Annotated in this window: 21 protein-coding genes; 10 read left to right on the top strand and 11 right to left on the bottom strand. The window is 32.7% G+C overall.

The window, feature by feature from the left end; all coding sequences use genetic code 11:
- Window positions 1–74 precede the first annotated feature (74 nt).
- Both BW939_RS05360 and BW939_RS05355 read left to right on the top strand, forming a co-directional pair.
- Window positions 75–491 carry an acyl-CoA thioesterase gene (locus BW939_RS05360; protein WP_076450578.1) on the top strand — a complete coding sequence of 139 codons (417 nt, stop codon included), beginning with the start codon at window positions 75–77 and terminating at the stop codon, window positions 489–491.
- A gap of 521 nt (window positions 492–1012) precedes the next feature.
- Window positions 1013–1450: a hypothetical protein gene (locus tag BW939_RS05355; protein WP_076450576.1), complete on the top strand. Its 438-nt coding sequence runs from the start codon at window positions 1013–1015 to the stop codon at window positions 1448–1450.
- Between the two features lie 57 nt (window positions 1451–1507).
- Here the strand turns inward: BW939_RS05355 and BW939_RS05350 are convergent, their stop codons facing one another.
- Window positions 1508–2785: a replication-associated recombination protein A gene (locus BW939_RS05350; RefSeq protein WP_076450574.1), complete on the bottom strand. Its 1278-nt coding sequence runs from the start codon at window positions 2783–2785 to the stop codon at window positions 1508–1510.
- 333 nt (window positions 2786–3118) lie between these two features.
- Between BW939_RS05350 and yidD the strand changes: the two genes are divergently transcribed.
- On the top strand, window positions 3119–3367 hold the full coding sequence (gene yidD / locus BW939_RS05345; RefSeq protein ID WP_076450572.1) for a membrane protein insertion efficiency factor YidD: 249 nt from the start codon (window positions 3119–3121) through the stop codon (window positions 3365–3367).
- Window positions 3368–3773: 406 nt separating this feature from the next.
- The gene (gene lgt, locus BW939_RS05340; protein WP_076450839.1) at window positions 3774–4640 is read left to right on the top strand and encodes a prolipoprotein diacylglyceryl transferase; all 867 of its coding nucleotides are present in this window, start codon (window positions 3774–3776) and stop codon (window positions 4638–4640) included.
- A gap of 43 nt (window positions 4641–4683) precedes the next feature.
- On the opposite strand, the gene BW939_RS05335 is transcribed toward lgt, so the two are convergent.
- Window positions 4684–6198, bottom strand: a complete 1515-nt coding sequence (locus BW939_RS05335) for a bifunctional ADP-dependent NAD(P)H-hydrate dehydratase/NAD(P)H-hydrate epimerase (RefSeq protein ID WP_076450838.1) — start codon at window positions 6196–6198, stop codon at window positions 4684–4686.
- Between the two features lie 138 nt (window positions 6199–6336).
- On the opposite strand from BW939_RS05335, the gene mscL reads away from it, so the two are divergent.
- Window positions 6337–6780 (top strand): large conductance mechanosensitive channel protein MscL, encoded by a 444-nt coding sequence (mscL, locus tag BW939_RS05330; protein WP_076450570.1) that lies wholly within the window; start codon window positions 6337–6339, stop codon window positions 6778–6780.
- Window positions 6781–6854: 74 nt separating this feature from the next.
- On the opposite strand, the gene BW939_RS05325 is transcribed toward mscL, so the two are convergent.
- Window positions 6855–7814, bottom strand: a complete 960-nt coding sequence (locus BW939_RS05325; protein ID WP_076450569.1) for a D-2-hydroxyacid dehydrogenase — start codon at window positions 7812–7814, stop codon at window positions 6855–6857.
- A gap of 98 nt (window positions 7815–7912) precedes the next feature.
- Window positions 7913–8317, bottom strand: coding sequence for an LNS2 domain-containing protein (locus tag BW939_RS05320; RefSeq protein ID WP_394333831.1), 405 nt, complete (start codon window positions 8315–8317; stop codon window positions 7913–7915).
- A gap of 235 nt (window positions 8318–8552) precedes the next feature.
- Here BW939_RS05320 and idi point away from each other — a divergent pair, with 235 nt between their 5' ends.
- From idi to gcvT, 3 genes are read left to right on the top strand one after another with little or no spacing between them, the layout of a single operon-like run.
- Window positions 8553–9062, top strand: a complete 510-nt coding sequence (idi, locus tag BW939_RS05315) for an isopentenyl-diphosphate Delta-isomerase (protein WP_076450565.1) — start codon at window positions 8553–8555, stop codon at window positions 9060–9062.
- A gap of 34 nt (window positions 9063–9096) precedes the next feature.
- Window positions 9097–9573, top strand: coding sequence for a hypothetical protein (locus BW939_RS05310; RefSeq protein ID WP_076450564.1), 477 nt, complete (start codon window positions 9097–9099; stop codon window positions 9571–9573).
- Window positions 9574–9590: 17 nt separating this feature from the next.
- Window positions 9591–10667 carry a glycine cleavage system aminomethyltransferase GcvT gene (gene gcvT, locus BW939_RS05305; protein ID WP_076450562.1) on the top strand — a complete coding sequence of 359 codons (1077 nt, stop codon included), beginning with the start codon at window positions 9591–9593 and terminating at the stop codon, window positions 10665–10667.
- Between the two features lie 526 nt (window positions 10668–11193).
- Here the strand turns inward: gcvT and BW939_RS05300 are convergent.
- Window positions 11194–11547, bottom strand: coding sequence for an arsenate reductase family protein (locus BW939_RS05300; RefSeq protein ID WP_076450560.1), 354 nt, complete (start codon window positions 11545–11547; stop codon window positions 11194–11196).
- 120 nt (window positions 11548–11667) lie between these two features.
- Between BW939_RS05300 and BW939_RS05295 the strand changes: the two genes are divergently transcribed.
- Window positions 11668–12135, top strand: a complete 468-nt coding sequence (locus BW939_RS05295) for an acyl-CoA thioesterase (RefSeq protein ID WP_076450559.1) — start codon at window positions 11668–11670, stop codon at window positions 12133–12135.
- Between the two features lie 101 nt (window positions 12136–12236).
- Here the strand turns inward: BW939_RS05295 and rny are convergent, their stop codons facing one another.
- From rny to BW939_RS05265, 6 genes are all read right to left on the bottom strand, one after another.
- Entirely contained in the window at window positions 12237–13805 is a 1569-nt protein-coding gene (gene rny / locus BW939_RS05290) for a ribonuclease Y (RefSeq protein ID WP_076450557.1), read from the bottom strand.
- 230 nt (window positions 13806–14035) lie between these two features.
- Entirely contained in the window at window positions 14036–14323 is a 288-nt protein-coding gene (locus tag BW939_RS05285; RefSeq protein WP_076450556.1) for a cell division protein ZapA, read from the bottom strand.
- Window positions 14323–14625: a hypothetical protein gene (locus BW939_RS05280; RefSeq protein ID WP_076450554.1), complete on the bottom strand. Its 303-nt coding sequence runs from the start codon at window positions 14623–14625 to the stop codon at window positions 14323–14325. The genes BW939_RS05285 and BW939_RS05280 overlap by 1 nt, the downstream gene beginning before the upstream one ends.
- A gap of 135 nt (window positions 14626–14760) precedes the next feature.
- Window positions 14761–15543 (bottom strand): type IX secretion/gliding motility protein PorT/SprT, encoded by a 783-nt coding sequence (gene porT / locus BW939_RS05275; protein WP_076450553.1) that lies wholly within the window; start codon window positions 15541–15543, stop codon window positions 14761–14763.
- Window positions 15544–15546: 3 nt separating this feature from the next.
- Window positions 15547–16278, bottom strand: a complete 732-nt coding sequence (gene ubiE / locus BW939_RS05270) for a bifunctional demethylmenaquinone methyltransferase/2-methoxy-6-polyprenyl-1,4-benzoquinol methylase UbiE (protein WP_076450551.1) — start codon at window positions 16276–16278, stop codon at window positions 15547–15549.
- Entirely contained in the window at window positions 16275–16844 is a 570-nt protein-coding gene (locus BW939_RS05265) for a hypothetical protein (protein ID WP_076450550.1), read from the bottom strand. The genes ubiE and BW939_RS05265 overlap by 4 nt, the downstream gene beginning before the upstream one ends.
- Before the next feature lie 101 nt (window positions 16845–16945).
- Here BW939_RS05265 and BW939_RS05260 point away from each other — a divergent pair, with 101 nt between their 5' ends.
- Window positions 16946–18013: a 3-oxoacyl-ACP synthase III family protein gene (locus BW939_RS05260; RefSeq protein ID WP_076450548.1), complete on the top strand. Its 1068-nt coding sequence runs from the start codon at window positions 16946–16948 to the stop codon at window positions 18011–18013.
- Window positions 18014–18047: the final 34 nt, after the last annotated feature.

Below are 18047 nucleotides of genomic sequence, written 5' to 3'. Positions count from 1 at the left end.
TTTCTTTTTAAAAAAAAATGTTGCACCTATTGATTATTAAAAAATATATTTGTATGTATAAATAAACGCTCATCATGATACACACAACACACTCATTAAGAGTACGTTACGGAGAAACAGACCCTATGAAATATGTCTATTACGGCAACTATGCAGAGTATCTGGAAGTTGCAAGGGTTGAGCTTTTCCGAAGCATCGGAATTTCTTATAACGAAATCGAAAACAGAGGAATTTGGTTACCTGTTTCCGAATACAGTATTAAGTATCTAAAACCTGCATTTTACGATGAGGAATTAGTCATTCATACATTCATTGAAAAAATCCCTGGTGTAAAAATAGAGTTTAGATATGAAATATTTAATTCTGAAAACATAAAAATTACCGATTCTAAAACTACTCTCTTTTTTTTGGATGCCCAAACGAGAAAAATAATTAAATGTCCGGATTTTTTAATGGAAATGATTCTAAAAAATTGGGAACCTCAAGATTAAATATTTTATACAAAAAACTTTTCCGAAAGTTAAGTCTAATTTAATTATAATCTCTATAAATAATTGATTGACTAAGAATATTTTTTGATAAGAATTAAGAGTCTGTTTTAAATGATTTAATAATTAAATTTCCAGGTCTTTTTTTGTTTTTCATCTCTAAAGGATGGTAAAATACCTTTAAATTTCATCAAAATTACACCCTTTAGGATTGTACTATTTTTGATGAAATTTTAACAGACTCTAAATCAATTGTATTTAAAAAAAGGTAAACAAATGTGTTTTTCATGGATCTTTTCTTCAATTAACTAACTTTTTTACTATTTTCAGTTTGCGAAACGATGATAGATTAAAAAAAAGAAATAGAATAAATAGATTATTGAATTTGCTTAAAATTCAACATAAAAATCACGCTAGAAAGTGTCTATTAATAATACGGGAATTTTCAAACAATGCATTTTTTATTGCTATTCTGTATTTTTTTTGTACATTTATCACGCTTTTAACCAAAATGATTTTTGATTATGAAAAAAATTCTATATTCTTTATTTTTGTTCGCATCGGTAAGCGTTTTTGCTCAAAAAGATCTTTCTACAAAATTTGCTATTGCTGATGGTAACGTTGGTACAGTTGCTATGTTTGAAGCAAGAAAAGCTTGGGTACAGAGTATAAACGTTCTCAAAAATCCTGCAGCTCTTACTGAGGATTTAAAAAAATACAGCTTTCTTGCCGAAAATGGTTTGGCGACAGTAAAATTTAAAAAAAGTTATGGCACATTAGATTTTATAAGTCTTAACAGTCTTAATAAACAAAGCGGTATTTCTCCTGAGACTCCCGTTTTTATTGATGGCTATGAGTTCACAGACACCAAGATCAATATTTTTGCAGATCTGATGGCGAAATCTGAAATAAAAGATTACAACGGTAAAAAAACACTTTTCATTACCAGTATAAAAAAATAATAATTGACATTTTATAAATTAAAAAAAAGGATATTCGGTTTGAATATCCTTTTTTTTCTAATATTTATCTTTCCATTTTTTCTTGAGCTCGTCGTAAATCTTCTTTTCGGTTGCATTGTTTCCCGGTTCGTAAAATCTTAAGTCTTTTATTTCTTCCGGCAAAAAATCTTGATTAACAAAGTTCCCTTCATAAGAATGAGCATATTTATATTCTTTGCCATAATCTAAATCTTTCATGAGCTTCGTGGGAGCATTTCTTAAATGTAGAGGAACTGGTAGATTTCCTGTTTTTTTAACAAAAGCTAAAGCATCATTAATTGCCATATATGCCGAATTACTTTTAGGAGAAACCGCCAAATAAATCGCAGTTTCACTCAATAAAATTCTCGCTTCCGGATTTCCAATCACACTAATTGCCTGAAAACAATTATTAGCAATTACCAAAGCATTCGGATTTGCCAAACCAATATCTTCAGAAGCTAAAATCAACATTCTTCGGGCAATAAATTTAATATCTTCTCCTCCTGCAATCATTCTTGCCAACCAATAAACTGCGCCATTCGGATCGCCTCCACGCATCGATTTGATGAAAGCCGAAATAATATCATAATGTTGCTCCCCATTTTTATCGTACAACGCCATGGTTTCCTGAAGAACTTCCATCACTTCGTCATTAGAAATTTCTTTCGTGTCCGAATTGATAAACTGACTGAGAACCAACTCCACTGAATTGATCAGTTTTCTTCCATCTCCACCTGAATATTGAATGAAAGCCTGTTTTTCTTTAATTTTGAAATCGGTTTTTTCGTCTCTATTAAATCTTTCAAGTGCAATATCAATCAATTCTTCTAGCTTTTCATGAGTTAAAGCTTTTAAAACATACACCTGACTTCTGGAAAGCAAAGCCGAAACTACCTCAAAACTCGGGTTTTCAGTAGTTGCTCCAATTAAAACAATCCAGCCTTTTTCTACAGCGTGAAGTAAAGAATCTTGTTGAGATTTATTAAATCGGTGAATTTCATCAATAAAAAGAATCGGAGATTTTCCTGAAAAAAGATTCTGCTTTTTGGCTTCTTCTATTACATCTCGCACATCTTTCACGCCCGACGAAACCGCCGAAAGTTTAAAAAACTTACGTCCTGATTTTTCAGAGATAATTTCTGCCAAAGTGGTTTTTCCTGTTCCGGGTGGTCCCCAAAGTATAAGAGAATTTAAAGTGTCATTCTCCAGCATTTTTCTTATAGTACCTTTTTCGCCTGTAAGATGCTCTTGTCCCAAAACTTCATCCAGGTTTTTCGGTCTCATTCTTTCGGCTAATGGAGTATTTTGGCTCAAAATTTATAGTTTAAATTTTATTTTTTCTGTATATATAAGTAGAAATATTTTTCATCTTCTGAATCCCAAAGTTGTTTCAAAAAATTTCTATAATCTAAATAAAGTCTTGTCTTGCATTTACAATGTAATCATTCTGCAGAACAATAAAGTTTTGTATGAGAATCATCAAAAAGTGGTGAAAATAATTTCATTTGTACAATCTTATTATTTCATTTTATAAAATTCAAACTCCAAAAATACCTCAAATTATCAGATAAAACACCTATTTATGAATCTGAAACTTCTAACAAATATAAACTAATTTTCATTTTTTTACCCTACTTTTGCATTGTTTTGAAACTTACATTCAATAAAGTCATTACATCGCCTTTGGTAATTTTAATAAGATTTTACCAATGGTTTATTTCGCCATTACTTCCCAAAAACTGCCGATATGAGCCTACTTGTTCGCACTATATGGTAGAATCTCTTCAGGTTCACGGTATTTTTAAAGGATTTTGGCTTGGTGTAAAAAGAATTTTAAAATGCCATCCTTGGGGCGGAAGTGGCCACGATCCTGTTCCCCCGAAATGCAATCACTAATGCTAAAAACATTTTTATAATGAATACTATATTCTTTAGAGTTTATCTTCTTATTTTCGCCTTTTTTGTTCAGAATATCTTTGCACAAAGTTATTCGGAAGGAATTTCTGATGCCAATCTGGTGGTGAACAACCAATCTGTTCCGGTAAAGGTTTTTTCAACAACTGATGCAAAAACTTTTGCTGATTTTGCAGGAAAAAACACCTCAAACAGCTTAATTATCGTTAACAAAGCCAACCTGGAATCAAAAAACGGATGGGAACAATTTTATGATAATTCTTTTACCATTCTTCAAAAAAATGGTTATCAATTTTTAAATAAAGATTTCAAACCTACTCAGAATAGAGAAGACTTTAAATACATCTTAAAATCTTCGAAACCAATTACAGATGCCGATCAAACTTCTTTGAGTACTGAATATAAAATCTGGGATCCTTCTGTGGGACTCAAAATAGGATCTTTTACACTGCACTATTACAGTTTAATGTTTGTTTTCGCATTCGGTTTCGGGTTTATTTTAATGAAGAAAATATTTGATATTGATCATGTTAACCAAAAATATCTCGATCCACTTTTCACATGGACATTATTAGGTACTATTTTGGGCGCTAGATTAGGTCACGTTATTTTTTATCAGAGAGAGCTTTTTACAGAAGATTTTCTGAGTGTATTTCTTCCTATAAAAACCAAACCTGAATTAGAATTCACCGGTTTTTCAGGTTTAGCAAGCCATGGTGCAACGATTGCTTTAATTTTCACAACACTTTATTATTCATTTAAAATCATCAAAAAAAATCCTTTCTGGGTGTATGACAGATTGGGAATTGTTGTTTCTTTGGGTGGTGCATTTGTAAGATTAGGAAATTTTTTTAATTCTGAAATTATCGGTAAACAAGTTGATCCAAATTCTCCTTTTGCAGTTCTTTTCCCTCAGATGAGTGATGAATACGGTATTACTGTTCCAAGATATCCTGGGCAACTTTTTGAAGCTGCTGGCTATGTTTTATTATTTATTTTGCTTTGGATTTTATATAGAAAAACAGACAAAAAATATCAGCAAGGCTGGTTATTCGGATTATTCTTCATCATTCTTTGGGCAATTAGATTTTTTGTAGAGTTTTTAAAAGAGCCACAAGGCAAAGAATATATTTCAATAGGAAGCTTAAATACAGGGCAAGTGCTATCCATCCCGTTTATGATTGCAGGAGTTGTAATTATGCTGTATTCTAAAAATTTCAGAATTACAGAAGCTGAAAACGCAAAACCAGAGTAAACGTTTATCTATAAGGTTTACTATAAAATAAATTTTAAGAAAGTCACAATTTAGTTGTGGCTTTTTTGTTTAAACTAAGAAAAACATTTCCGATTTCGTTGATTACATCTGTGGGTTGCATTGCTTCTCTTGAATACTTTTCGAAAGCGAAATCTGCAGCTTTTCCATGAAGCCAAACTCCCAATAGTGCAGCTTCCAAGGAAGGATATTGTTGAGCTAAAAGTGAAGTTAAAATTCCTGTGAGAATATCTCCACTTCCGCCTTTTGCTAAACCAGAATTTCCAGTAACATTGTAAAAAGCCAAACCTTCAGAAGTCACTACTTGCGTATAATGATCTTTTAAAACAATGATAATTTCTAATTCCTTTGCTTTTCTTTTGGCTAAATCTAACCTTTCAAATGAGTTCTCCGTTTTACCGAAAAGTCTTTCAAATTCTTTGGGATGTGGTGTTATGATTGAGTGTTTTGGAATAATTTTTAAATAACTTTCATCTTTAGAAATCATATTTAAAGCATCGGCATCTAAAACCAATGGTTTTTGATGGTTTTTAAGGAATTTAAACAAACCTTTTTCCGTTTCTTTCTCTGTTCCTAAGCCAGGACCAATTCCATACACTGCATTTTCTTGTTCCTCAATTTGAATAATCTTTTTTTCGCAACCTTCAATAAAAATAGCTTCGGGACAGGTCGTTTGAAGAACTGTATAACCGCAATTTGGAGCAAGTACAAAAGTTAAACCCGAACCCGTTCTCATAGCAGATTTTGTAGCCAAAACCGCTGCACCCATTTTACCGTAACTTCCGCCGACAATAATTGCTTTGCCATATATTCCTTTGTGTGCAAAATTTTCTCTTGGTTTAAATATTTTTAAAATTAAATCATCATCAATCACAAAATCAAAAGTTTCGGTTTTATCAATAAATTCCTGATTTAATTTTATATCTAAAACCACAACTTCCCCAGAATAAATCCCGGTTTCTGGATGAAGAAAACTCTTTTTCCAAAACTGGAACGTCAATGTATAATCCGTTTTAAAAATAATATCATTTTCTTCATTCAGGTGGTTTGCAAACAAACCGGAAGGAATATCAATAGAGATTTTAGGATTCTTTTTTAAATTTAATTTTTGAATTACATCTTTATAAATTACTTCTAAATTTTGCGATAAACCGACTCCGAAAAGCGCATCAACTAAAACTGTTTTTTCAAAATTATATTGGTCAATTTCTACAAAATCATAAATTGTAATTCCAGAAAAATCTTGTAATCTTTTAAAATTAAGCAAAGCATCATCAGAAAGCTTAGACTTTGATTTATCAATAAATACATCAACATCAAAACCTTTAAGGTACAACATTCTTGCAATGGCAAAACCCTCGCTCCCATTTTTTCCGGGACCGCAGAAAATTGTAAATCGGGTATAGTTTTTACAGTTTAAATAGATCCAGTAGGCACTACTTTCCGCAGCTCTTTCTATTAAATTAACAGATGAAATAGGTTCTTTTTCAATTGTAACTGCATCTGCTTTTTTTATAGCATCTGTTGTGAAAATTTTCATTAACATTGATTTTTAATAAATATAACTATAATTATTTCAAATTATTAATAATTTACATCAAAAAAACATACAAAACATTCAAGATTTATTATTTATAAATGATACTTTTGTGGAAAACAATTAAAAAAAAATAAAACTATGGGATTTATTAAAGAATTTAAGGAATTCGCTATTAAAGGCAATGCTTTTGATCTAGCGGTGGGTGTAATCATTGGTGGTGCATTCGGTAAAATTGTAACGAGCGTGATTGATGACTTAGTGATGCCAATCGTTGCAGCTATTGTTGGAAAACCAGACTTTAGCAGTATTTATTTTGCAATGGGTAAAGGGGCAGAAAATATTCCTGCAGGATCTACGCTAGCAAAAGCAAAAGAACTTGCTCCGGATGCTGCAATTTTTGCTTATGGAAACTTCATTACAGTTGCAATTAATTTCGCACTTCTTGCATTGATTGTTTTCATGCTTGTAAAAACCATCAACAGAATGAGAAAAGCTGAAGTAGAAGCTCCTGCAGCACCTGCGGCGCCAACTGCTACAGAGCAATTACTTGCTGAGATTCGTGATGAGTTGAAGAATAAATAAGTGTATTTTTATAAATACAAATCCGCCAGAATATTGTCTTCTGGCGGATTTTTTTATGATAATAATCTACTATTTTACTGAATTTGCAAAATACTTGTAATTTGCTCTGCCAAAGAAAGGCCAATTCTATCCTGAGCTTCCAGCGTTGAAGCACCAGTATGCGGAGTTACGGATATTTTAGAATGTGTGATAATCTCTTTTGATGGCGTTGGCTCATTGACGAAAACATCCAAACCTGCAAACCTCACTTTTCCCGAATTCAAAGCTTCTAGTAAGGCAGTTTCATCAATTACTCCACCTCTTGAGCAGTTCACAACAGCTACACCGTCTTTCATCATTTCAAACTCAGATTTTCCAATCATATACCCCTCTTTTTGAGCTGGAACGTGAAGCGTGATAAAATCTGAATGCTTCAAAACTTCCTGCAATGGTTCGGTTTCAATATCAACATTAATAAACTGCTTGTTGTAGAAAGTTACTTTAATACTTGCTTTCCCAATCATATTATCAGCCGCAATTACTCTCATACCAAGACCTAATGCTATTTTGGCAACTTCTTGGCCGATACGTCCCATCCCTACGATACCAATGGTTTTTCCCTTTAATTCTATACCTGCAGCGTATGCTTTTTTTAGCGAAGCAAATTCTGTATCTCCTACCAAAGGCATTTTCCTATTGGAATCCTGCAAAAATCTTGCACCCGAAAACAAATGAGCAAAAACCAATTCTGCTACCGATTCTGAAGATGCGGAAGGAGTATTGATCACATGGATACCTTTTTCTCTTGCATATTCTACATCAATATTATCCATACCTACTCCACCTCTACCAATGATTTCCAATGAAGGGCAATTGTCTATAATATCTTTTCTTATCTGTGTTGCACTTCTTACTAAAACTGTACGGATCTTGTGCTCGTTGATGTAATCTAAAAGAAATTCCTGAGGAATTTTTGTTGTAATTACTTCGAAGCCTTTTTCTGTTAATGCATCAATTCCAGATTGATCTAAACCGTCGTTTGCTAAAACTTTCATAAATATGATTTATTATTTAAAAATTGAAAGATTTAAAAATTAAAAAATGCAAGTCATTTTAGCTTCATTTATTCAACTTTTAAATCTTTAATTAGATTTTAATCTTTAAAAACTTCAATGGTTACTTGTTTTTCAACCATATCTGTAAATTTTCCTTTATATCTTGTAGCTCTTACCAAGTGATTATCAATCCAGTGATAATTCCCACCTCTTGGTTTACCACACAAAACGCTATGGTATTTGAAACCGTGTTTATCTAGCCAATCGATAGTAATTTGTTTTAAATTCTCTGTTCTTGAAGTAAAAAAACAAATTTGGTGTCCTTCATCATACCATTTATTTACAGTTGCTAATGCATCTGGAAAAGGCTCGCATGTAACCATTCTTTCTGGTTCTTCGTTGGGAACATCTTCGGTAATAGTTCCATCGATATCAATAAGATAATTTTTTATTCCGTCTTTCAAAATCGGGCTTATATGCTCAATATAATCTAATTCCATCATTTAAATTTTTAAAGTGCAAAGTTAATCATTATTGGTTAAGGAGTGATGTTAAACTTAGTTTATGTTAAAATTTTAACAGTAAAAACATTTTAAATAATCAAAACAAATCATTTTATTGCATTTTTCACAAAATTAGTTGGCGAATTTTATTTAAAAAAAAGCCAATATTTCATAAATATTAAAAATTTCAAACAATTATTTTACAAAATCACGATTAAAACTTAAATTTGTAGGAATGGAAGAATTCGTAATATTAGTAAATCCCGAAGATAAAGTCTTAGGCTTAATGGAAAAACAGCAGGCTCATATCAATGGTTTGCTACACCGTGCTTTTTCGGTTTTTTTATTTAACGAAAAAGGTGAAATGCTTTTGCAGAAGCGTGCTTCAAAGAAATACCACTCTCCCAACCAATGGACAAATGCTGTTTGTTCGCACCCAAGGATAGATGAAACATATCTTGAAGGAGCAAATAGAAGATTGATGGAGGAATTAGGAATTGAAACTCAAATCTCAGAAAAATTTCATTTTATATACAAAGCAGACGTCGGAAGCGGGCTTTGGGAGCACGAACTCGACCATGTTTTTATTGGACAATACAATTCAGAGTTTAATTTAAATAAAGACGAAGTGGAAGAAATCCGCTACGTTTCACTCAAAAATTTAGATCAAGAAATTTCTGAACAACCTGAACAATTTACCGAATGGTTTAAAATCATTTTGGAAGAATATAAACATCAATTTTAAACACAATTATAAGCTCTATAATAAACACATAGGTATGAAAAAATCATTTTTGATAACGACAATTTTATTGAGCGTCTTTTCGTTTTCTCAAAAATTACGGACTGAGCTTTACGAAAGCGAAAATTATTCAATTTCTAAACCAGATTTATGGAAAGCCACCAAAGATGAAGATATTGTTAATATATTTCCAAACAACCAGATTGGCGCAATTACTATTTCAGAATACCATGATCTAGATTTGCCGAAAGATGAAGTGAAAAAATTTATTTTAGCATTATACAATTCTACGGATGATGAGAAAAAAGTAAAAAAGAAAGGCTCCCAAAAAGGATATTCAGAATATCAGTATGATTATTTTGATGAAAAAGAAAATCTTTTTTGGATTACAAAAGTGTATCAGAAAAACAAAAATTTGTTTCTTTTAAGCATCAATTGCCAAAAGAAACATTGGAACGGAAATTATAAACTGCTTTTCGAAGAATCTTTTGCAAGTTTTAAAATAAAAAAATAGAAATAAAAAAATTAAACATGAAAAAAACAGCATTGTACGACAAACACGTTTCTCTAGGAGCGAAAATAGTACCTTTTGCAGGCTTTGAGATGCCTGTACAATATTCCGGAGTAACAGACGAACATTTTGCAGTAAGAGAAAAAGCAGGTTTGTTTGACGTTTCTCACATGGGACAGTTTTTCATTGAGGGAGCTGGCGCAAAAGATTTGTTGCAGTACGTTACCACCAACAACGTAAATGCTCTTGAAAATGGAAAAGCACAATATTCTTGCCTTCCGAACGAAAACGGAGGAATTGTAGACGATTTAATTGTTTATAAAATGGATGATGAGAAATATTTTGTGGTGGTAAATGCTTCAAACATAGACAAAGACTGGGATCATATCTCAAAATACAATACTTTCGGAGCAAAAATGACCAATGCGTCAAACGAAATGTCTCTATTAGCAGTACAAGGTCCCAAGGCAACTGAAATTCTTCAGAAAATCACAGAAACACAACTTTCTGAGATTCCTTATTATAACTTTACTGTGGGTGCTGTAGCAGGCGTGAGCGATGTGATCATTTCAAATACAGGTTATACTGGAAGCGGCGGTTTCGAAATTTATTTTAACAATCAGTATGCCGAGAAACTTTGGGACGCCATCATAGAAGCTGGTGCAGAAGAAGGAATTATCCCTTGCGGATTAGCTGCTAGAGACACTTTAAGACTTGAAAAAGGGTTCTGTCTTTACGGAATGGATATAGACGATACCACATCACCAATCGAAGCTGGATTAGGTTGGATTACAAAATTCGATAAAGATTTTGTTTCTAAAGAGATTTTCGCAAAACAGAAGGAAGAAGGTGTTTCAAGAAAATTAGTTGGTTTTGAATTAACAGATAAAGGCGTTCCTAGACACGATTATCCTGTAGTAGATGCAGAAGGAAATGTTATTGGAAAAGTTACTTCTGGAACCCAATCGCCGATGAAAAAAATTGGCTTGGGTATCGCTTATGTAGACAAACCTCATTTCAAATTGGGTACTGAAATTTTTATTCAGGTAAGAAATAAAAACATTCCCGCTAAAGTGGTAAAAATGCCTTTTGTTTAGTCGGTAAAATATATTGTACAGAAACAGCCGCCTTATCAGAAATGATGAGGCGGTTGTTTTTTTAGGAGCTCATCCGGCTATACGCTGTATCTTTTTTGCAGCAGTCTCCTCCCGAAGTTTCGGGATCCGTCTGCCACAAAAAAGGATGCCGCTTCTATCCGGGCTAAAACACGATTTCGTTTCAAACCTTTTTTTATTAAGTTACAGAAGCTTGTTGGGTTGCAAAACACTTGCTTTGTGACTTCCGGCAATTATTTTTTGTTTTACGGCATTGGTTTATAATTAAAGTAAAAAACACATTGCTTTAATCACTAATTGATTATAATTGAAAAAAAATATCTATATCACAAAAAAGTAATTAAAAAGCAGCTGTTTTTGATCTCACTGGAAAATCCTATTGATTTACAAAAAATTGAAATACGTTTAAAAAATACGGAGCATCCATTACCATTATAAAACAAAAAAACCTCAAAGATTTTATAATCTATAAGGTTTAATTATACAAAAAGACTTTTTTTAGATAAAATTAATCTGCTCTGAAATAATCTTTTAAACTGGTAACATTTGCCTTGTCACTTCCGATAAAAATTTCTTTATCTGTAAGGAAAACCGGACGTTTCAAAAATGTATAATGATCTAAAAGTAATTCTTTATAATCATCTTCAGTTAAAGTTTTTAAATCTATCTCTCTCAATTTAATCTGAGTAGATTTTTTACTGAACAAATCTTCGTAAGACTTTGTATGTTCATACATCGCTTCTACTTCTTCTTTAGTAATAGGTTCTTTTTTGATTTCTCTAAGTTCCCATTCTTTAAGATTAAATTGTCCTATAATTTTTCTGCAAGTGTCACATGTATTAAGATAAAATACTTTTTTCATTGAGAGTTTTACATTTTCTAATGGTTAAATGAAAACCCCTTCAGTTTTCAATCTTCAAAAGTATGATTTAATATACGATTTTAAGAATAAATAGATACCTTTAATAAAATTTTATGACAAATGGACAATAAACCAGTAACTTTTCAGTTTATTTCTGAACCTTCAGACGTTAATTATGGTGGAAATGTACATGGAGGGAGTGTAATGAAATGGATAGACCAAGCCGGATATGCTTGTGCAACTACTTGGAGCGGAAATTATTCTGTAACTGTTTACGTAGGCGGAATTCGTTTTTATGAACCAATTAAGATTGGCGAAATTGTGAAAGTTGAAGCACAAGTAATTTTCACAGGTTCTTCTAGTATGCATATTTCAATTAATGTTTTTTCAAGAAATTTAAAGCAACCTACTTTTGATAAGAAAACACACTGCATCATCGTTTTTGTGGCTGTAGATGAAAATGGCAAAAAGCTCCCTGTACCAAGATGGATTCCTGAAACGGAAGAAGAAAAACAGCAAGAAATATATGCTAAACGCCTGATGGAACTGAGAACGCAGATCGAGAAAGAGATGAAACCATTTTTGTAAACTCGTTCAATCACAGTTTCCGAAGTTTTTATAAAAGCTTATATAAACAAAACCCTTTCAATTGCTTGAAAGGGTTTTTAAAAATATTTTAAAACTAAAAATTATCTTGCGATATTTACAGCTCTTGTTTCTCGTATTACTGTTACTCTCACTTGTCCAGGATATGTCAATTCATTTTGAATTTTCTCTGAAATATCGTAGGAAAGCTGCGCAGACTGCTCGTCGTTTACTCTTCCACTTTCTACCATTACTCTCAATTCTCTACCTGCCTGAATTGCGTATGCAGAAGAAACTCCTTCGAAACTCAATGCCGCAGCTTCAAGATCTTTTAATCTTTGAATATAAGATTCTAAAACTTGTCTTCTAGCGCCTGGTCTTGCTCCAGAAATAGCATCTGCAACCTGAATAATAGGAGACAATAAAGAGGTCATTTCAACTTCGTCGTGGTGAGCACCAATAGCATTCACTACTTCAGGATTTTCTCCATATTTTTCAGCCCATTGCATTCCTAGAAGTGCATGTGGAAGTTCAGATTCCTGCTCAGGAACTTTACCTATATCGTGTAAAAGACCCGCTCTTTTGGCCATTTTCACATTTAATCCTAATTCTGCAGCCATCGTCGCAGCAATGTTTGCTACTTCTCTTGAGTGCTGAAGAAGGTTTTGCCCGTAAGACGAACGGTATTTCATTCTACCAACGATTTTTACCAATTCTGGGTGTAAACCATGGATTCCAAGATCGATGATGGTTCTTTTACCTACTTCAATGATCTCTTCTTCAATCATTTTCTTAGTTTTCTCTACCACCTCTTCGATTCTTGCAGGGTGAATTCTCCCATCTGTTACCAATCTATGGAGCGAAAGTCTTGCAATTTCTCTTCTTACAGGATCGAAACATGATAAAAGAATAGCTTCCGGAGTATCATCTACGATGATTTCAACACCCGTCATTGCTTCCAAGGCACGAATATTTCTTCCTTCTCTACCAATAATTCTACCTTTTACTTCGTCTGATTCTATGTTAAAAACAGATACTGAATTCTCAATTGCTTGCTCAGTTCCAATTCTTTGAATGGTTTGTATTACGATTTTTCTTGCCTCACTTTTCGCATTCAATTGCGCTTCTTCCATGATGCTCTGAACGTGTGCCTGAGCTCTGGTTTTAGCTTCTGCTTTTAAAGTTTCTACCAATTCAGCCTTTGCTTCATCTGCGGTATAGTTTGAAATTTTCTCTAATGTTTCAATTTTTCTTGCGGTTGCAGAATCCAATTCTAACTGTTTTTTCTCAATAATCTCATTCTTTTTTGCATAATCAGCAATTTGTCTATCGAGATCCTTTTCAAGTTTTCCAGTTTTGCTGAGTTCATCATTGAGTTTATTTTCTTTATCTTTAATTCTTTTTTCAGAATCTTGCATCTTTCTTTCTCTAGACTGGATGTCTGCATCATGCTGAGATTTAAGCTCAAGGAATTTTTCTTTTGCTTGAAGGTGTTTTTCTTTTTTTATGGATTCGGCTTGTACGTTTGCTTTTTCAATAAGATTATCTGCATTTTTCTGCGCATCATCTAAGATAAATTTAGCTTTTGTATTAAGCGAACTCGTGGAAAAAACAATTCCCACTACTGCTCCTACGATTATACAAATTATGCCTACTATAATGGCTGTTGTCATATATATATTTTAGTTTTAATTGTCTATTTTGCATAAAAAAGCCTACAATAATCCAGTGATATAGAGTAAACTCCGAATCTCCACGATTTGATCTGATTTCTTTTCTCTGTAATCTGCGAAATGCAGCACGCCATTGAAAAGACTTTCGAACATTAATTGTTTAGTGTTGAGTTTACCTTAATGTGTTAGAATTACTGTAGGCAGTTTTTTTTTGGAAAGCTATAAATTTTCTACTTTCCTGAATCTCCCAGCATTTGATTGATGTTGGCTAATCTTTCGCTGGCAGATTTTATATTTTTTTCGTTGGCAAGAGAGACCATTTCGGCGTTTGTACCCAATTTTAGGGCACACATGGCTAAAGCGTCTTGTTTATCTCTTACATCAAAATTTTGTTCAAAATCCTTAATCATATTTTCAATTTGCTTCCCTACTTTTCGCAGTGTTTCTTCTTCTGCTGCGGGTACATTCAGCGGATAAATTCTCCCTGCAATGTTGATTGTTATTCTTCTTACATCCATTACAATCCACTGTTTTGAAGCTGTGCAATACAAAAGTCTACTTCTTTCACCAATCTATTGATATGGTTTTTCATAAGTCTGTTGTGTTCAGGATTTCCTGATATTGCTGAATACAATTTTATATTTTTCTGTTCTTCTGCTAATACCTGGCTTCTTTTTCTTTCCTCATCATATTTCTTCTTCAGTTCAGAATGTTCTTTATTCAATTCTGCAAAATTTAATGAAAGATTGTGATAACTTTTGTGAAGATTTTGAATCTTTCTTTCCAATTCCGAAAATTGAGTTTCTAGTTCTTGAAGCATTTCAGGTTGATATTCTAACTTCTCACAAAAATAGGAAAATAAAAGTAGCAACAAAAACAAAAACAATAATATTTAGAATTTAAACAAAAAAAAAGAGGTTCATTTCTGAACCTCTTGTATTATTATTAAAATAAATTATTCAAATTTAAGAACAAACATCACTGCTCTTGTCTGAAGTGTAGACATTGCAGCCGTCCAGTAAGGAGGAGTTGTAGCATTATCTGCTACAATTTCGTTATTCATAAAAAATGTACCTCTTACTGCGGGAGTAAGTTTGAATTTGTTAAAATAAAGCTGAACTCCCAATTCTGCAGACCATGCAAAGTTGTGGGTTGTAGATCTGAAAACCTGCTGAAGGTTATCTTCTGTAGAATCTGAATTAGATTGTAAGTTTACAATATAATTTACCCCACCAGCTACATAAGGTCTTGAATTATACCATCTATCACCATGAAATTCAACCAAAACAGGAATATCTACCAATGTAGATTTTATCTGTCTGTGCGTATCTTTTACCGCAAGCCCACGTGGAGTAAAAGGAGGGTTGGTTAACGTACCGTTTTGATACTGATCATTAGATTGGGTATTGAAAACAACTTCTCTTTGGCCAAATTGTAGCCCTGGCTCTAATCTTAAATCAACATAATCATTAATTCTAAGTTTCCCAATAAGCCCTGCTCCAAAGCTGTAACTTGGTTTTGATGTAACTAGATTGGAGTTCCCATCCATCCCGTATCTAGGATTCAGGGTGATATGATAATCTAGCATGTTACCATTAAGGTAAAAACCCCAGCTGACCTTTTGCTGATCAAAACTTTCCAATTTGTCCATCCTGTTACGGGTTCTGAATTGTGCATCTGCAAAAACTGCAATATTTACTGAGGCAAAAACCAGTGCTTTTAATAAAAATTTATTCATAGGTTACTTTGTTGCTTTATAAATTGTGGCTATACCTAAACTTAGTTTTTTATATTCAACTTTTTTAAATCCTGTATTCAAAAGAATCTGCTTCATCTTTTCGCCGAACGGAAAAGCATTTACAGAATCTGGAAGATAAGTGTAAGCCCTGTTGTCTTTAGAAACTAATCTACCAATTGCTGGTAAAATATTTTTAAAATAAAACATGTAGAAAGGTGCTAAAAACCCCTCCACTTTAGAAAATTCTAGTATATAGATACTTTTATTTTCTTTTACCACTCTTCTTAGTTCAGACAAACCTTTGTTAAGGTTTTCAAAATTTCTTACGCCAAAGGCTACGGATACTGCATCAAATCTATTGTCCTCAAAAGGAAGATTCTCTGCATCACCTTTTTGCATAGAAATTTTTCCGTCTAATTTAAGTTTTTTTATTTTAATAACGCCAACATTTAACATTTGTTGCGATAAATCTAAACCAACTACTTTCGCCTGAGTTCCTTTTTCAACAGCAATGGCGAGATCACCTGTTCCTGTAGCTACATCAAGTACTTCGTATGGAGCATCTTTCTTCATCCAATTAACCAAAGTATTTCTCCATAAAACATCAATTTTCATTGATAAAACATGGTTTAGCAAATCGTATTTAGGAGCAATATTATCAAACATATCCTCCACTTGGCTTTTTTTTGTCGCCTCAGAGTTATAAGGCGTTACTTGATTGTTATTTTTTGTCAAAACTTATAATATTCGTTATAATAATTGAGATAATCTTGCTTTCTAAAAATCTTTGAGCGCGATTCTACTTTTTGGATATTTTTGATTAGTTTATCATAATCTTCATCTACATTAAAATAAAAATCGTCTGTATATAATTTATTAAAATGCTTTGCTCCACCATAATAGGTTTTTCCGTCAATGATATTCTTATCAAGTGCCAAAAGTAATGAATCTTTCTTTAGGTTGTACCCATAATATTGCTCATTAATATAATAATCTTGATGAGCAAGGTTAATAAGCCCCCTTATCTTCTTTACTTCAAACGCAGAATCGTACAATAATTTTTTGTTCTGATCAAAAACTTTAATACTGTTTTTCCCTTTATCAAGGTCAATAGAAACAGTTTGACCAGAAGAAATTACACTTTCTGAGCCATTATTTATTTTAAAATAAAATGTTTTGGGTGTAGGATTATCTACCACATAATAATTTTTCTTTGCAAGAAAAAAGAAATAAACCCCAAAGGCTCCCACAAATGCCACCAATGCTATTAAAAGACCTCTTACTGAAGGATTGTTTTTCATAGGTTATAAAGTACAATTTTTGCAAATTTAATAATAATTTTAATTCTTTCTTATTAATATTAATTATTAACTTTGCAACCTTAAAAAAATTATACAAAATAATGCCTAATACGATCATTATCGGCTCAGGATCTTATCTTCCCAATCGAATTGTTGGAAGAGATTTTTTTTTAGATTCTGAATTCTACGCGGAAGACGGACAGAAAATAGACAAACCCGCAGAAGAAACGATTTCAAAATTTGTAGAAATTACAGAAATAGAGAACCGTAGATTTATTGAAGATGACCTTAGTAATTCTAAAATTGGCTACGAAGCCGCAAAAATTGCAATTGATGATGCTAATATTGATCCGGAAACTTTAGATTATATTATTTATGCAAGTAATTTTGGCGAAGTTACTGTAAATGGATATGTAGATTTCATGCCCAACATGGCAGCCAGAGTTAAAAATCAATTAGGTATAAAAAACAGAAAATGCATCACTTACGATATGATGTTTGGATGCCCAGGATGGGTAGAAGCCATGATTTTAGCAAATCATTTCATCAAAGCAGGTACAGCAAAAAACATTTTGGTCATTGGTAGCGAAACTTTAAGCAGAGTTACTGATCCTTACGACAGAAACAAAATGATTTTCGCAGACGGCGCTGGTGCTGTAGTTGTTACTGCAACCCAACAAGAAAATGTAGGCATTATTGCTCACAATACCATTTGCGATAATGGCCCTGAACTTAATTATCTAGCTAACGGATCTTCTTTGAACAAAGAGGCAGACCAAAGCAGAATTTATGTAAGAATGCAGGGAAGAAAGATATATGAATATGCTTTGAAAAACGTTCCTACAGCCATTAAAGAAACTATAGAAGACGCAAACCTTTCTATAGAAAATATCAACAAAATTTTAATTCATCAGGCGAATGCAAAGATGGATTATGCCATGATAGATAGGCTTCACAAACTTTATGAAATCAAAGAATACGATCACGCTATTTCTCCAATGACCATTCAGGAGTTTGGAAACTCTTCGGTTGCCACAATTCCTACCATGTTTGATTTAATAGTTAAAGGAAAAATGGAAGGTCATTCGTTTAAAGAAAAAGACAATATCGTGATGACATCGGTGGGTGCCGGAATGAACATTAATGCTATTGTTTACAGATTTCCCTAAAATTTATTAAATTTAAAATATAAAGCACAAAGGA

Source organism: Chryseobacterium piscicola (genome assembly GCF_900156685.1).
In the GTDB taxonomy this organism is placed as follows: Bacteria; Bacteroidota; Bacteroidia; order Flavobacteriales; family Weeksellaceae; genus Chryseobacterium; species Chryseobacterium piscicola.
Note: the sequence above shows the minus strand (reverse complement) of the source record. Positions and strands in the feature narration are given on the sequence as shown.

Excerpts from the sequence above, each read along its gene's own strand:
- BW939_RS05360 (WP_076450578.1), top strand. The coding sequence starts at position 75 with ATGATACACACAACACACTCATTAAGAGTACGTTACGGAGAAACAGAC.
- BW939_RS05355 (WP_076450576.1), top strand. The coding sequence starts at position 1,013 with ATGAAAAAAATTCTATATTCTTTATTTTTGTTCGCATCGGTAAGCGTT.
- BW939_RS05335 (WP_076450838.1), bottom strand. The coding sequence starts at position 6,198 with ATGAAAATTTTCACAACAGATGCTATAAAAAAAGCAGATGCAGTTACA.
- mscL (WP_076450570.1), top strand. The coding sequence starts at position 6,337 with ATGGGATTTATTAAAGAATTTAAGGAATTCGCTATTAAAGGCAATGCT.
- BW939_RS05325 (WP_076450569.1), bottom strand. The coding sequence starts at position 7,814 with ATGAAAGTTTTAGCAAACGACGGTTTAGATCAATCTGGAATTGATGCA.
- BW939_RS05320 (WP_394333831.1), bottom strand. The coding sequence starts at position 8,317 with ATGATGGAATTAGATTATATTGAGCATATAAGCCCGATTTTGAAAGAC.
- idi (WP_076450565.1), top strand. The coding sequence starts at position 8,553 with ATGGAAGAATTCGTAATATTAGTAAATCCCGAAGATAAAGTCTTAGGC.
- BW939_RS05310 (WP_076450564.1), top strand. The coding sequence starts at position 9,097 with ATGAAAAAATCATTTTTGATAACGACAATTTTATTGAGCGTCTTTTCG.
- gcvT (WP_076450562.1), top strand. The coding sequence starts at position 9,591 with ATGAAAAAAACAGCATTGTACGACAAACACGTTTCTCTAGGAGCGAAA.
- BW939_RS05300 (WP_076450560.1), bottom strand. The coding sequence starts at position 11,547 with ATGAAAAAAGTATTTTATCTTAATACATGTGACACTTGCAGAAAAATT.
- BW939_RS05295 (WP_076450559.1), top strand. The coding sequence starts at position 11,668 with ATGGACAATAAACCAGTAACTTTTCAGTTTATTTCTGAACCTTCAGAC.
- rny (WP_076450557.1), bottom strand. The coding sequence starts at position 13,805 with ATGACAACAGCCATTATAGTAGGCATAATTTGTATAATCGTAGGAGCA.
- BW939_RS05285 (WP_076450556.1), bottom strand. The coding sequence starts at position 14,323 with ATGGATGTAAGAAGAATAACAATCAACATTGCAGGGAGAATTTATCCG.
- BW939_RS05280 (WP_076450554.1), bottom strand. The coding sequence starts at position 14,625 with ATGCTTCAAGAACTAGAAACTCAATTTTCGGAATTGGAAAGAAAGATT.
- porT (WP_076450553.1), bottom strand. The coding sequence starts at position 15,543 with ATGAATAAATTTTTATTAAAAGCACTGGTTTTTGCCTCAGTAAATATT.
- BW939_RS05265 (WP_076450550.1), bottom strand. The coding sequence starts at position 16,844 with ATGAAAAACAATCCTTCAGTAAGAGGTCTTTTAATAGCATTGGTGGCA.
- BW939_RS05260 (WP_076450548.1), top strand. The coding sequence starts at position 16,946 with ATGCCTAATACGATCATTATCGGCTCAGGATCTTATCTTCCCAATCGA.